Source organism: Micromonospora sp. DSM 45708 (assembly GCF_039566955.1).
Classification (GTDB): domain Bacteria; phylum Actinomycetota; class Actinomycetes; order Mycobacteriales; family Micromonosporaceae; genus Micromonospora.
Genome location: NZ_CP154796.1, coordinates 5,194,185 through 5,206,415 on the forward strand (window position 1 = coordinate 5,194,185; position 12,231 = coordinate 5,206,415).

13 protein-coding genes are annotated in these 12,231 nt (G+C 73.5%); 8 read left to right on the top strand and 5 right to left on the bottom strand.

The annotated features are described in order from the left end of the window. Positions 1 to 81: 81 nt before the first annotated feature. The gene (locus VKK44_RS22150) at positions 82 to 1,287 is read right to left on the bottom strand and encodes an ROK family transcriptional regulator (RefSeq protein ID WP_343443145.1); all 1,206 of its coding nucleotides are present in this window, start codon (positions 1,285 to 1,287) and stop codon (positions 82 to 84) included. A gap of 124 nt (positions 1,288 to 1,411) precedes the next feature. On the opposite strand from VKK44_RS22150, the gene VKK44_RS22155 reads away from it, so the two are divergent. The 4 genes from VKK44_RS22155 to VKK44_RS22170 all read left to right on the top strand — a co-directional run bounded on the left by VKK44_RS22155 (position 1,412) and on the right by VKK44_RS22170 (position 4,615). Beyond that, on the top strand, positions 1,412 to 2,866 hold the full coding sequence (locus tag VKK44_RS22155; protein ID WP_343443146.1) for a glycoside hydrolase family 3 protein: 1,455 nt from the start codon (positions 1,412 to 1,414) through the stop codon (positions 2,864 to 2,866). A gap of 138 nt (positions 2,867 to 3,004) precedes the next feature. Beyond that, positions 3,005 to 3,490, top strand: a complete 486-nt coding sequence (locus VKK44_RS22160; RefSeq protein ID WP_343443147.1) for a hypothetical protein — start codon at positions 3,005 to 3,007, stop codon at positions 3,488 to 3,490. Next, positions 3,487 to 3,945, top strand: coding sequence for a thiol-disulfide oxidoreductase DCC family protein (locus VKK44_RS22165; RefSeq protein ID WP_343443148.1), 459 nt, complete (start codon positions 3,487 to 3,489; stop codon positions 3,943 to 3,945). The genes VKK44_RS22160 and VKK44_RS22165 overlap by 4 nt, the downstream gene beginning before the upstream one ends. After that, on the top strand, positions 3,908 to 4,615 hold the full coding sequence (locus VKK44_RS22170; protein ID WP_343443149.1) for a TetR/AcrR family transcriptional regulator: 708 nt from the start codon (positions 3,908 to 3,910) through the stop codon (positions 4,613 to 4,615). Before VKK44_RS22165 ends, VKK44_RS22170 begins: the two co-directional genes overlap by 38 nt. A 172-nt stretch (positions 4,616 to 4,787) precedes the next feature. Here VKK44_RS22170 and VKK44_RS22175 read toward each other — a convergent pair whose 3' ends face one another. Continuing rightward, positions 4,788 to 5,453 carry a GNAT family N-acetyltransferase gene (locus VKK44_RS22175; protein ID WP_343443150.1) on the bottom strand — a complete coding sequence of 222 codons (666 nt, stop codon included), beginning with the start codon at positions 5,451 to 5,453 and terminating at the stop codon, positions 4,788 to 4,790. A gap of 116 nt (positions 5,454 to 5,569) precedes the next feature. Between VKK44_RS22175 and VKK44_RS22180 the strand changes: the two genes are divergently transcribed. The 4 genes from VKK44_RS22180 (at position 5,570) to VKK44_RS22195 (ending at position 8,171) form a co-directional block, all read left to right on the top strand. Then, on the top strand, positions 5,570 to 6,265 hold the full coding sequence (locus VKK44_RS22180; RefSeq protein WP_343443151.1) for a response regulator transcription factor: 696 nt from the start codon (positions 5,570 to 5,572) through the stop codon (positions 6,263 to 6,265). Continuing rightward, the gene (locus tag VKK44_RS22185) at positions 6,258 to 7,280 is read left to right on the top strand and encodes a sensor histidine kinase (RefSeq protein ID WP_343443152.1); all 1,023 of its coding nucleotides are present in this window, start codon (positions 6,258 to 6,260) and stop codon (positions 7,278 to 7,280) included. The genes VKK44_RS22180 and VKK44_RS22185 overlap by 8 nt, the downstream gene beginning before the upstream one ends. Positions 7,281 to 7,362: 82 nt before the next feature. Beyond that, entirely contained in the window at positions 7,363 to 7,548 is a 186-nt protein-coding gene (locus tag VKK44_RS22190) for a DNA repair protein (protein WP_343443153.1), read from the top strand. 104 nt (positions 7,549 to 7,652) lie between these two features. Beyond that, positions 7,653 to 8,171 carry a hypothetical protein gene (locus VKK44_RS22195; protein ID WP_343443154.1) on the top strand — a complete coding sequence of 173 codons (519 nt, stop codon included), beginning with the start codon at positions 7,653 to 7,655 and terminating at the stop codon, positions 8,169 to 8,171. 47 nt (positions 8,172 to 8,218) lie between these two features. Here the strand turns inward: VKK44_RS22195 and VKK44_RS22200 are convergent, their stop codons facing one another. From VKK44_RS22200 to VKK44_RS22210, 3 genes are all read right to left on the bottom strand, one after another. After that, positions 8,219 to 8,956 carry a Clp protease N-terminal domain-containing protein gene (locus VKK44_RS22200; protein ID WP_343443155.1) on the bottom strand — a complete coding sequence of 246 codons (738 nt, stop codon included), beginning with the start codon at positions 8,954 to 8,956 and terminating at the stop codon, positions 8,219 to 8,221. A 140-nt stretch (positions 8,957 to 9,096) separates the two neighbouring features. Continuing rightward, complete coding sequence (locus VKK44_RS22205) at positions 9,097 to 9,702, bottom strand: DUF4760 domain-containing protein (protein WP_343443156.1); 606 nt, start codon at positions 9,700 to 9,702, stop codon at positions 9,097 to 9,099. A gap of 75 nt (positions 9,703 to 9,777) precedes the next feature. Further along, positions 9,778 to 12,183: a ricin-type beta-trefoil lectin domain protein gene (locus VKK44_RS22210; protein WP_458351553.1), complete on the bottom strand. Its 2,406-nt coding sequence runs from the start codon at positions 12,181 to 12,183 to the stop codon at positions 9,778 to 9,780. Positions 12,184 to 12,231: the final 48 nt, after the last annotated feature.

The following is a 12,231-nucleotide window of genomic DNA, read 5'->3' on the forward strand; positions in this document are numbered from 1 at the left end:
GCGCCGGCAACTCCTTGCAGACTTCGCCTGCACCGTGAAGAATTCCTTCACATGGCGGCCGGGGCGGTGACAGGTCGGCGGTCAACCGACCGTCGAGCCGAACACCTCGTCCCGCACCGCGTCGAGCGCGGTGCGCAACGCGCCGCGCAGGATCGGCTCCTCGGTCAGCCCGGTGCTGACCACCCGGGGGCGGACCAACGTGATCGCCGCGACCTCCTGCTGCACCCGGCCGGCCAGTGCGGCCCCGCCCGCCCGGCCGACCGCGCCGGCGAGCACCACCAGCGGCGGGTCGAGCACCACGCAGGTGCTCGCCACGCCGAGCGCCAGCCGGCGGGCCAACTCGTCCAGCACCGGGCCACCGGCCGCGCCGGCGGCGATGGCGGCCTGCACCGCCTCGGCCGCCCGGGTCGCCGCGACGCCCTGCTCGGCCGCGTCCGGCGTGGCGAAGCCGTGCTCGGCCGCCACCGCGCGCACCGCGTCGGCGCCCGCGAGCTGCTGGAACGCCGGCTTGGCCCGCCGCGACACGTCGCGCGGGATGGGCACCCCGGGCACCGGCAGGTAGCCGATCTCACCGGCCGCGCCGCTGCTGCCGTGGTGCAGCCGGCCGCCCAGCATGATCGCCAGGCCGACGCCCGCGTCCACCCAGACCAGCACGAAGTCGGCGGTGCCCCGGGCGGCGCCCGACTGCGCCTCGGCCACCGCGGCGAGGTTCACGTCGTTCTCGAACACGACCGGGGTGTCCAGGTCCTCCCGGAGCGCGGCGAGCAGGCCGCTGTGCCAGCGCGGCAGGTTGAACGCGAACGTGATGTCGCCGGTCTGCGGGTCGACCAGGCCGGGGGTGCCCAGCACGACGCGGCGGACCGCGGACAGCTCCGCCCCGGCGCTGCTGGCGGCCTGCACCACGGCGTTGTGCACCACGCCGACCGGGTCGTCGGTGTCCTTCGTGGACTGCTCGACCCGGCCGGCGACGGTGCCGGTGATGTCGGCGCAGGCCGCCACCACCCGCTCCGCGCCGACGTCCACGCCGACCACGTACGCGCTGCCCGGACGCACCGCGTAGAGCTGGGCGTTCGGGCCCCGCCCGCCGGCCTGCTCGCCGACCCGGGCGACCAGGCCGCGCTCCTCCAGCCGCTCGACGAGCTGGGACGCGGTCACCTTGGACAACCCGGTCAGCTCGCCGATGCGGGCGCGGGTCAGCGGGCCGCGTTCGAGCAACAGCTCCAGCGCCGCACGGTCGTTGAGCGCCCGCAACAGTCGGGGGGTGCCGGGCAGCCGGGTCGCACTCATGCCAACGTCCTCAATTTTTCGTAAGGTTTCTAACCATAAAACGCCTGCCGAAGGGTGCCCGTTAGCGTATCGGCCACCCCGTCCGACGGAGGTCGGACGACCCGGCAGGGAAAGGGGAACGACAGTGGGGCTGGATCCAGGACTCCGTCGGCTCGCGCTGGGCACGTTGCTGGCCGCGTACCCGGGCCCGGTGCCGCCGGGCTGGGCGGTCGACCTGCTCGCCGACGGGCTCGCCGGGCACACCCTGTTCGGCACGAACGTGCACGACCCGGCCCAGGTGGCCGCGTCCACGGCGGCGCTGCGCGCCGGCCGCCCGGACGTGATCGTCGCGATCGACGAGGAGGGCGGCGACGTCACCCGGCTGGCCCACGCCACCGGCAGCCCGTACCCGGGCAACGCCGCGCTGGGCGCGGTCGACGACCCGGACCTCACCCGGGCGGTGTACGCGGCGATCGGCGCGGAGCTGGCCGCGCTCGGCCTCACGCTCGACCTGGCGCCCACGGTCGACGTGAACACCGCCGACGAGAACCCGGTGATCGGCACCCGCTCGTTCGGCGCGGACCCGAAGCGGGTGGCCGTGCACTCGGCCGCCGCGGTCGCCGGCCTCCAGTCGGCCGGTGTGGCCGCCTGCGCCAAGCACTTCCCCGGGCACGGCGCCACGGTCACCGACTCCCACCACGAGCTGCCCACGGTCGACGTGCCGCCGGCCGTGCTGCGGGAGCGGGACCTGCCGCCGTTCGCCGCGGTGGTCGACGCCGGCGTACGCGCGGTGATGACCGCGCACATCCGGGTGCCGGCGCTGACCGGCGACAGCCCGGCCACGTTCAGCCGGGCGGTCCTGCACGACCTGCTGCGCGGCGAGTACGGCTTCACCGGCACGGTGATCACCGACGCGCTGGAGATGAAGGGCGCGGCGCTGGCCGCCGGCGGGGTGGGTCCGGCCGCGGTACGCGCGCTGGCCGCCGGCGCGGACCTGCTCTGCATCGGCGCCCAGGTCGACGCCGCCCTGGTGGAACGCGTCGCCGCCGAGATCGTCGCCGCGCTCGGGGACGGCCGGCTGGACCGCGCCCGGGTGGAGGAGGCCGCCGGCCGGACCGCCGCGCTCGCCGGCTGGACCGGGCCGGCCGACGCCCCGGCCCCGGCCGCCGACGACCTCGGCTACGCCGCCGCGCTGCGGGCGGTGCACGTCGAGGGCGACCTGCCCGGTCCGGTCGCCCCGCTGGTGGTGCAGGTGCACGCCACCTCCACGATCGCCGAGGGGCGGGTGCCGTGGGGGCTGGGCCCGCACCTGGCCGGCGGTGTCGAGCAGGCCCGCGCGGTGGCCGGCGAGACCGACCCGGGCGAGCTGGGCCGGCTCGCCGGCGAGCGCCCGGTGGTGCTGGTCGGGCGGCACCTGCACCGGCTGCCCGGGGCGCGGGAGCTGGTCGAGGCGCTGGCCACCACGCACCCGGTGACCGTGGTGGAGATGGGCTGGCCGGGCGCCTGGCGACCGACCGGCGCGCGCGCGTTCGTCGCCACCTACGGCGCGAGCCACGCCAACGGCCAGGCCGCTGCCCGGGTGCTCGGTCTGACCGGCTGATCCGTCCGTGCCCGCCGGCCCGCCGTCCACCGACGGCGGGCCGGCGCGCGTTTCGGGCACCGTCGACTTGAACACGTTCAAAAGACGTCGTACGCTCAGCGCGACGCAAATTTGAACGCGTTCAAGAAGGGCGACGGGATGGATGCGAAGGTCTGGATGTACCTGGCGTACCTCGCGGTCAGCATCGGGCTGACCGTCTGGGTGGCGCGGACGCTCTCCCGCAACGGGTTGGTCTTCCTGCGGGACGTGTTCCCCGACAGCCGGCTGGCCGAGGCGGTCAACAGCCTGCTGGTCGTCGGCTTCTACCTGCTCAACCTCGGCTACGTCACGGTGGCCATGAAGGAGTCCGACCCGATCGGCGACGCCAGTCAGGCGCTGGAGCAACTGTCCCTGAAGGTGGGGATGGTGCTCCTGGTCCTGGGCGCCCTGCACTTCTTCAACGTGTTCGCGCTCGGCCGCTACCGACGTGGCCGGCTGCGCCACCAGGCGAGCCACCCGCCGCTCCCGCCGGCCGGCATGCTCCCGCCGCCCGGCGTGGTATTCCCGCCGCAGGGCGCCGCGCACCCGCCGCAGGGCGGCCCGCGACCGGTCCCGCCCGCCGGCCCGAACCCGCCGGCCCGGTGACGTCCACCCCCGGCGGGCACCCGCTGGATCCCACCGGGCACGGGGCCGGTGGGATCCGCGGGTTCACCGTCCTCTACGACGCCGGCTGCCCGCTGTGCCGCTCCGCCCGGCGGTGGCTCGCCTCGCGGGACCACCTCGTACCGCTGGATTTCGTGGCGGCCGGGTCGGCGCAGGCCCGGCGCCGCTTCCCCGGGCTCGACCACGACGCCACGCTGCAGGACCTGACAGTGGTCGCCGACACCGGCGCGGTCTGGACCGGCGACGGCGCCTGGTTCGCCTGTCTCTGGGCGCTCGCCGGGCACCGCGCCACCGCCGAACGGCTGGCCCGCCCGCACCTGCTGCCACTGGCCCGGCGGGTGGTGGCGGTCGCCGCCGCGGTCCGCGAACGCGTCCGGGAACCGGGATACGGTGACCACGATGACCGAGCAGAGTGCGCCGACGACCGGTGCGGGTGACCCGAGCGGTGGGGCGACCGCCCGGGGTGAGCAGACCCGCCAGCTGATCCTGGACACCGCGATGCGCCTGTTCCGCGAGCGGGGGTACGCGCGCACCACCATGCGTGCCGTCGCCCAGGAGGCCGGCGTGGCGGTGGGCAACGCCTACTACTACTTCGGCTCGAAGGAACACCTCATCCAGGAGTTCTACGCGGACACCCAGCGCGAGCACCGCACCGCCGCCGCGCCGGTGCTCGCCCGGGAGCGGGACTTCGCGCCGCGGCTGGCCGGCGTGCTGCACGCCGGCATCGACGTGCTGAGCCCGTACCACTCGTTCGCCGGCACCTTCTTCAAAACGGCGGCGGAGCCGACCTCGCCGCTCAGCCCGTTCTCCGCCGAGTCGTCGGCGCCCCGCGAGACGTCGGTGGCGCTCTTCCGCGAGGTGCTGTCGGGCTCCACCGCGAAACTGGACGAGGAGCTGCGGGCGGCCCTGCCGGAGCTGCTCTGGCTCGGCTACCTGGGCGTGGTGCTCTACTGGGTGCACGACCGCTCGCCCGGCCAGGCCAAGACCCGGCAGCTCATCGACGGCGTGGTCCCGTTGGTCGACCGGCTCGTGGGGCTGTCCCGGCTGCGGGTGCTCCGCCCGGTCACCCGCCAGGCGGTCACACTGATCCACACGCTGCGTCACTGACCCACCGTTTGGCTGCGACAACGATTCCACAGGTCAAGTCCGCAACCGGACAAGGTCAGCGTCTTGCTCGGCCGCATGGCTTCACCTAGCGTTACCAACATCGGGGCCTGGGGGGAGAGGCAGCGGACCGTGGATCCGGCCCGGGAGCCACGGTCCGCGCCCACACCGCCGGTCAGTGCGGGAAGACGCCGAACGAGGTCCAGCCCCGGTCGGGGAACCCGGCCGCCTCGGCCACTTGGGCGGACGCCAGGTTGTCCGGATGGTGCACGTAGGTGGGGATCGCGCCCTCGGCCAGCACCCGCCGGGCCGCCTGCGCGACCAGCCGCCGGGCCAGTCCGCGCCCCCGGGCCGCCGGCACCGTGCCCACCGCCAACTCGTGCCCGAACGCGTCGTGCCGCTTGATCCCCACGCCGGCCAGGTACGCGCCGTCGGCGTCCCGGACCACCAGCACGTCGGGGTCGAAGAGGCCCAGCCAGGGCGGGGCGCCGGGCATCTCCGGCGGGAGCCACTCCCCCACGTCGGGCAGCGGCGCCGGGTCGGTGCACCAGCGGAACACCCCGCGGTTCGTGGTGAGTTCCGGGGTGCCGACCGTCGCCGGCAGCGCGGGCAGCCACTCCTCGATCGACCGCCCCGCCACCAGCGCGCGCACCGCCTCGACCCGGGCCGGCGGCACCGAGAGGACGGTGCTGTCGCCGACCGTGACCCCGATGGCCGGGCGCAGCCGCCCGTCCCACGCCGGGCGGGCGCGGCGCCAGGACCGGACCACGTGCAACCCGGGGCCCGCCGGCCACTGCCCCAACCAGGTCGCCAGGTGCAGGAAGAGCCGCCGGTCGAGCACATGATCACGGTACGCCCACCGGGCCCGCCCGGCCCGCCCCCGGCCGTAAGAACCTGGCAATGGATCACGCGCCCGCCCGTGGCTACGCTGGCCTACCGGCCGGCAGGAGGTGCACCGTGGCGCAGCGGGTGCTGGTGGTCGACGACGACCGGACGGTCGCCGACGTGGTCTGCCGCTACCTGGAGCACGCCGGCTACGAGGTCGAACACGCCGGCGACGGGGCGGCGGCCCTGGACGCCGTGTCCCGCCGCCCGCCGCACCTGGTGGTGCTGGACCTGATGCTCCCCGTGCTCGACGGGTTGGAGGTGTGCCGGCGGCTGCGGGAGCGGCCGGACGGCGTACCCATCGTCATGCTGACCGCGCGCGGCGACGAGGCCGACCGGGTCCTCGGCCTGCAACTGGGCGCGGACGACTACCTGGGCAAGCCGTTCTCCCCGCGCGAGCTGGTGCTGCGGGTCCGCTCGGTGCTGCGCCGGGCCGGCGGCGAGCCGGCCGGCACGCTGCCGGAGCTGCTCACGGACGGCGACCTGGAGGTGGAGACCGGCCCCCGGGTGGCCCGCCTGCACGGCCGGGAGCTGGCCCTCACGCTGCGCGAGTTCGACCTGCTGGCGCACCTGATGCGGCATCCGGCGCGGGCGTTCCGCCGGGCCGAGCTGCTGGAGCGGGTCTGGGGCTGGAACTTCGGCGACCAGTCGACGGTGACCGTGCACGTGCGACGGCTGCGGGAGAAGATCGAGGCCGACCCGGCCCGGCCCCGACGCATCGTCACCGTCTGGGGTGTCGGCTACCGGTACGAGCCGACCGATGCGTGACCTCGCGCTGATCTTCGGTGCGGCGCTGGCCGCGGCGCTCGCGGTCGGGTTGGCCGGCGCGGTGGCGCTGCGGGTGCTGCGCGGCCGGTCGATCACCGTGCACATCTCGGTGCTGCTGGCCACGACCGTCGGCGCGGTGGCCGCCGGGGTGGCGGTGGTCGCCCAGGCCATGTTCCTCTCCCCGCACGACCTCCAGGTGGTGCTGACCACGCTCTCCGCCGCCGCCGTGGTGAGCCTGGCGGTGGGGTGGCTGTTCGGTCGGCGGCTGGCCGCCGCCGCGGTCTGGGCGGACCAGGCCCGGGAACGGGAACGGCGGATCGAGAAGGGTCGCCGCGACCTGGTCGCCTGGGTCTCGCACGACCTGCGGACCCCGCTCGCCGGGTTGCGGGCGATGGCCGAGGCGCTGGAGGACGGGGTGGTCGACGAGCCGGTGACGGTGGCCGAGTACCACCGCCGGATCCGGGTCGAGACCGACCGGATGACCCGGCTGGTGGACGATCTGTTCGAGTTGTCCCGGATCAACGCCGGGGCGCTCCGGTTGTCGCTGTCCACGGTGGCGCTCGGCGACGTGGTCTCCGACGCGTTGGCCGGCGCGGCGCCGCTGGCCGCCGCCCGCCGGATCCGGCTGGTCGCCCCCGAGTCGGGCTGGCCGGCGGTGACGGCCAGCGAGCGGGAGCTGGCGCGGGTGGTGGGCAACCTGCTGCTGAACGCGATCCGCTACACGCCGGCCGACGGCACGGTGACGGTGGACGCGGGGCGGGACGTCGACACCGCCTGGTTGGCGGTCGCGGACACCTGTGGCGGCATTCCGGCGGGCGATCTGCCCCGCGTCTTCGACGTGGCGTTCCGGGGCGAGCCGGCCCGTACGCCGGCGGCGGTGGAGCCGAGCGGATCGGGCGGGCTCGGGCTGGCGATCGTGCGCGGGTTGGTTGAGGCGCACGGCGGGCGGGTAGAGGTCCAGAACGTCAGCGACGGATGCCGATTCGTGGTCCGCCTGCCGGCGGCCGGAATCTGACGCTTCGGCGGAACCGAACGCCTCGCCCCCGCGTCATATTCACTTTCATACATGGACAAGTTTCTCTGGGACGGTAGTGGTCATGCCTCAGAAGCCGAATGACCGATTCCAGCAGGACCCGGCGCGGAGCTGGCGGGCCGCCGACGCGCCCGCCCGCTTCCCGGCGCAGCCGGCCTACCGCGAGGCCCGACACCGGGGGCCCTGCTGGGCCGAGCTGAACGCGCAGCCGGCCGGCACCCCCGCCTGGCGCGGCCTCACGACAGGGTAGGGCGGGCGGCGACACACCGGGCGGCGGTCGTACCGGCCTTCGTACGCCTGTGCGGTAGCGTCTTGTGGTCCGATTTCCGGCCTACGACAGGAGAAGCTCCGCGCATGGGCAAGAAGACGATCCACGTCTCCGACTTCACCGGCCAGGTGCTGGCCCCCGACGACGAGGTGGTCCGGGTCGTCGTGCTGGAGCACCCGGACCTGGTCGCCGGGCCCGTGCAACTGGACGCCACCCCGGTCGACGTGGAGAGCATCGACGACGCCGCGCTGGACGTGGCCGTGGTGGAGATCCACGACCGGCACGGCGGCGGTGAGCCGCGCCGGGTGGTGCTGACCGCCAGCGAGTTCGACGCGATGGCGACCGACGTGCCGATGGCGCAGTTGCTGCGCACCGCCGAGCGGGTCCGGCCGCCGAAGACGCGGCGTACCGCCGAGAAAATCGACTACGGCACCCTCGAGCACGCCGGCCGGCCGCACCGTGGCCGGGTCACCGAGGAGGAGGCCCGGCTGGTCCGGGACCGGCTCGACGAGGTGAACAAGCTTCTCGCCGACGCCGGCATCCGCCAGGTCGACCCGGCCGACCCGGAGCACGCCGCCCGCTACGGATTCCCCGCCGCCGACTGACACCCGCACGTCGGGCACGCGCCCCCGTGGCGCGTGCCCGACGCGGTTCAGGCCCGCTTACGGGCCAGCTCCGCCAGCGCGCCCTCCACCGCGGACTCCATCGCCTCCTTCGTCAGGCCGAGGCCGCGGAGCACGCCGCCGTCACCCTCCTCCTCCAGCAGGGCGAGCAGGATGTGCTCCGTCCCGACGTAGTTGTGCCCCATCCGCAGCGCCTCCCGGAACGTCAGCTCCAGGACCTTCTTGGCGCGCGCGTCGTAGGGGATCAGGTCCGGGACCTGGTCGGCCTTCGCCGGCAGGGTCGCGGCCACGGCCTCCCGGAACATCTCCAGGGGTACGCCCTTCGCCTTGACCAACGCGGCGGCCAGCCCGTCCGGTTCGGCGAGCAGCCCCAGCGCCACGTGCTCCGGGGTGATCTCGGCGTGGCCGGCGGCCCGGGCCTCCTCCTGCGAGGCCAGCACCACGTTGCGGGCGCGCGGCGTGAACCGGCCGAACCCGGCGTTCGGGTCGAGCGCGGCGGCGGTCTCAGCCTTGGCGGCGGAGCGCTTCTGGGCGGCCTGCTTGCTCACCCCCATGCTGCGGCCGATCTCCGTCCACGAGGCGCCCGAGCGGCGTGCCTGGTCGACGAAGTGCCCGATCAGGTGGTCGGCGACGTCGCCGAGGTGGTCGGCGAGGAGGACCGCGTCGGCCAGTTGGTCGAGTGCGTCGGGGCGGGCTTTCTTGATGCCCTCGATCAGGTCGTCGAGGCGCACCGGGTGGCTCATCTTGAGCGGTTCGGTCTCGTCCATGCGTCAACCATAGGTTGACGCAGCACCTCCGTCAACCCTCGGTTGACGCACCCTCACGGGGACGGGTCCTCGGGCAGCGTTCGCCGTACCCGCGCCGGCCACGGCCCAACTCGTACAGCGCCCGCAGCCGCGCCATCAGCTCACTCTTCGGGCCGGGCGGCTTGTCGTACGGGAACCGGCGTCGCAGCCGGGCCACCGGTGCGTCCGACCACCGGGCCCACCTCCGCCGGGTAGTGGCCGAACCGGCGCAGGCCCAGCCCGCGCACGGCGACCGGCCACGGCGTCTCGGTCGCCAGCACCGCGAGATGCTCGAAGTTGGACAGGTACGACTCGCCACGCGCCGCCCGCTCGGCGAGGATGTACGGCTCCAGCACGGCCCACGCCTCCCGGGCGCGGTATCCGCCGGTGCCGAGCAGGAGTGCCGGTTCGACCACCTTGAAGGCCAGCATCTGGCCCAGCCCGTTGTAGTAGAGCGCGATCCGGTTCACGTGCTTGCGGGCGTCGGCCGGCAGTTCGCTGACCGGCACGCCGCGCGGGCAGGCGGTCCCCAGCTCGGTGAGCACGAACTGCTGGCTGTCCAGGAACGCGTCACTCATCCGGTCGCGGGTGAGCAGCTCGATCGCGACCAGGGTGTGGTTCGCGCTCTGCGACAGCCGGAGCTGCCGGAGCGCGAAGAACGCGGAGACGACGACGGTGAGCACCGAGATCGCGGCCACGACCACATTCGTCACCGCAGCGACATCCATGACCGTCATCTTAGGAAGGACGCGCCAACCCGGCCGCCCCGTGACGGGACGGCCGGGTCGGCGGACGGTCGTGGGTCAGCCGCGTACCCACTGCTGGTTGCTGCCGCCGTTGCAGGTCCAGATCTGGACCGCGGTGCCGTTGGCGGTGCCCGCGCCGTTGACATCCAGGCAGAGCCCTGAGCCGACGCCGACGATGGTGCCGTCGGCGTTGAGCCGCCACTGCTGGTTGCTGCCGCCGTTGCAGGTCATGATCCGCGCACGGCTGCCGGACGCCGTGCCCGCCACGTCGAGGCACTTGTTGCCGTAGACGGTGAGCTGGTTGTTCGTGCCGGCCGTCCACTGCTGGTTCGCGCCGCCGTTGCAGTCCCAGATCTGCACCACCGCGCCGTCGGCCTGGCTGGCGCCGTTGACGTCCAGGCAGCGGTTGGCGCTCGCGCTGCGGATCTCTCCGGTCGGGCTGCCGGAGCCGTCGCCCGGCGTGATGGAGAGGTTGTCGAACTGGGCGGTGACGCCCTGGCCGGTGCCGTACCCGATCTGGCCGGCGACCCAGGTGGTGTCCGACACGGTGCCGACGGTGGTGCCGTCGACCGCCGCGGTCAGCGTGCTGCCGTTGAGCTTCAACGACAGGTTGTGCCAGCGTCCGGTGCCCAGCGCCGAGGTGTTGCCGCTGGCCAGGGTGCGCCAGTTGCCGCTGGTGTTGTTGCTCCGGATGGACCACGCGCCGCCGTCGGTGACCCGGAAGTAGTAGCCGTTCAGGTTCTGCGGCCCCTGGTGGTTGTAGGTGTTGCCGCGCCCGATGAGCTGGACGTAACCGGGCTTCTCCAGCAGCACGTCCGAGGAGACGGTGTAGTTGCGCCAGGTCAGGTCGCCCAGCAGGGTGTACGGCTCGGCCTGGCCGGTCGTCCAGTAGATCGGCGCCTGCTCCGACATCTGGCGGACGCACTGGCCGGTGCGCCCGGCGGTGCACCCGGCGATCTCGAACGAGCCCTGCTGGTCCATCAGGTACCGCGCCTCGCGGCCGGTGGCGTAGCTGTCGAAGTTGTCGCTGTACGGCAGTTTCAGGTTGCCCTGCGCCGGGCTGACCGCGGTGCCCTTGCCCTGCCCGGTGGTGGTGGTGATGCTGTAGACGTAGCCGGGCTGGACGGTGAGCGAGAAGCGCCCGCCGTTCGGCGTGATGTCGGTGTTGCGGACGAAGTGGTCGGCGGTGTTGTTGGACCGCAGGTTGGTCGCCCAGACCCGCACGGTGCCGGTGGACAGCCCGCCGGTGACGGTGAAGTCGAGCTGCTGGGCCGCGCCGGCGTCCTGCGTCTCGATGACGGTGCTCCAGTCGCTGTTGTTGGTGGACTTCAGCGAGACGTAGCTGCCGTTGTTGCGGTTGCCGCCGACGTAGCCGCTGGACGCGTCGAGGTAGCGCCAACCCGGGGCGGTGAACTGCGTGGTGTGCGCCATCACCCACGTGCTCTTGCCGATCGAGTACGCGCCGGACCACGGCTGCTGGGCCACCGCCACACCGGTGGTCGCCCAGGGGATGTTGGGGGTGATGGCGGCGATCGCCGGCCAGTTGATATAGCCGGTCATCTTGCCGTCGAGGTAGCCGCGGTTGATGCCCCGGGCGAGTGCCGGCGCGCCGGCGTTGTAGTCGTCGGAGCCGTTCTCGCTGGCCCAGAGCTGCTTGCCGGTGGAGACGGCGTTGGCGGAGCTGGGGCAGTTGGTCTGGGCGCTGCGGTAGCCGCAGACGTAGTGGCTGCCGAAGACCTGCACCGCGCTGGCGAACGCCGGGTCACGCAGCGAGTCGTCGGCGGCGCCCCACCCGAAGTCGTCCGAGGCGACGATCTTCACGTTGCCGTAGCCGCGGGAGTTGAGCGTGGAACGCAGGTTCTTGTACCAGGTGGTGTTGTAGCCCTTCTCGTTCCAGCCGCCCAGGTAGTTGATGGTCAGCCCGTGCGTGGCCGCGCAGTCCAGCCACCCCACCAGGTAGTTGATCGAGTCGGTGGACCAGAAGTTGCCGTTGCCGATCCAGCCCGGCGCACCCCAGGCCAGGCCGATCAGTCCGATGTTGGGGTTGCGCGTCCGGGCCTGCTCCATCAGCCACCACTCGTAGCCCCGGTTGCAGTTCACGCCGCCCCGGGTGTGCTCGTGGCTGGGCTCGGCGCCGGAGGTGGAGTTGGTGTCGCCACCGATCTCCACCTTGAGCAGTTGCATCGCGGCGCCGTAGCCCGGCTTGAACAGGTAGTCGAGGATGTCGCTGCGCTGCGGCTCGGGATAGTCGATCAACAGTCTGCTGTTCCCGCCGCCGCCGCTGACCGCGCCGACGCCGTCGAGCGCCCGCCCGCCGGACGCCCCGTTGACGGTGATGGCGGTGGCCGCCTGGGCCGGGGAGGCGGACGCGGTCAGGACGGCCGCCGCCGCGAGGACCGATGCCGCCGCCGCCGACATCACCGCCCGCCACGATCTCCGTGGACGACTCACTGTGCTGAACATCCGATCCGCCTCCCGGTCACGATTAATAGATCAATGTCGATCTATAAG

Excerpts from the sequence above, each read along its gene's own strand:
- VKK44_RS22150 (WP_343443145.1), bottom strand. The coding sequence starts at position 1,287 with ATGAGTGCGACCCGGCTGCCCGGCACCCCCCGACTGTTGCGGGCGCTC.
- VKK44_RS22160 (WP_343443147.1), top strand. The coding sequence starts at position 3,005 with ATGGATGCGAAGGTCTGGATGTACCTGGCGTACCTCGCGGTCAGCATC.
- VKK44_RS22170 (WP_343443149.1), top strand. The coding sequence starts at position 3,908 with ATGACCGAGCAGAGTGCGCCGACGACCGGTGCGGGTGACCCGAGCGGT.
- VKK44_RS22185 (WP_343443152.1), top strand. The coding sequence starts at position 6,258 with ATGCGTGACCTCGCGCTGATCTTCGGTGCGGCGCTGGCCGCGGCGCTC.
- VKK44_RS22190 (WP_343443153.1), top strand. The coding sequence starts at position 7,363 with ATGCCTCAGAAGCCGAATGACCGATTCCAGCAGGACCCGGCGCGGAGC.
- VKK44_RS22195 (WP_343443154.1), top strand. The coding sequence starts at position 7,653 with ATGGGCAAGAAGACGATCCACGTCTCCGACTTCACCGGCCAGGTGCTG.
- VKK44_RS22200 (WP_343443155.1), bottom strand. The coding sequence starts at position 8,956 with ATGGACGAGACCGAACCGCTCAAGATGAGCCACCCGGTGCGCCTCGAC.
- VKK44_RS22205 (WP_343443156.1), bottom strand. The coding sequence starts at position 9,702 with ATGGATGTCGCTGCGGTGACGAATGTGGTCGTGGCCGCGATCTCGGTG.
- VKK44_RS22210 (WP_458351553.1), bottom strand. The coding sequence starts at position 12,183 with ATGTTCAGCACAGTGAGTCGTCCACGGAGATCGTGGCGGGCGGTGATG.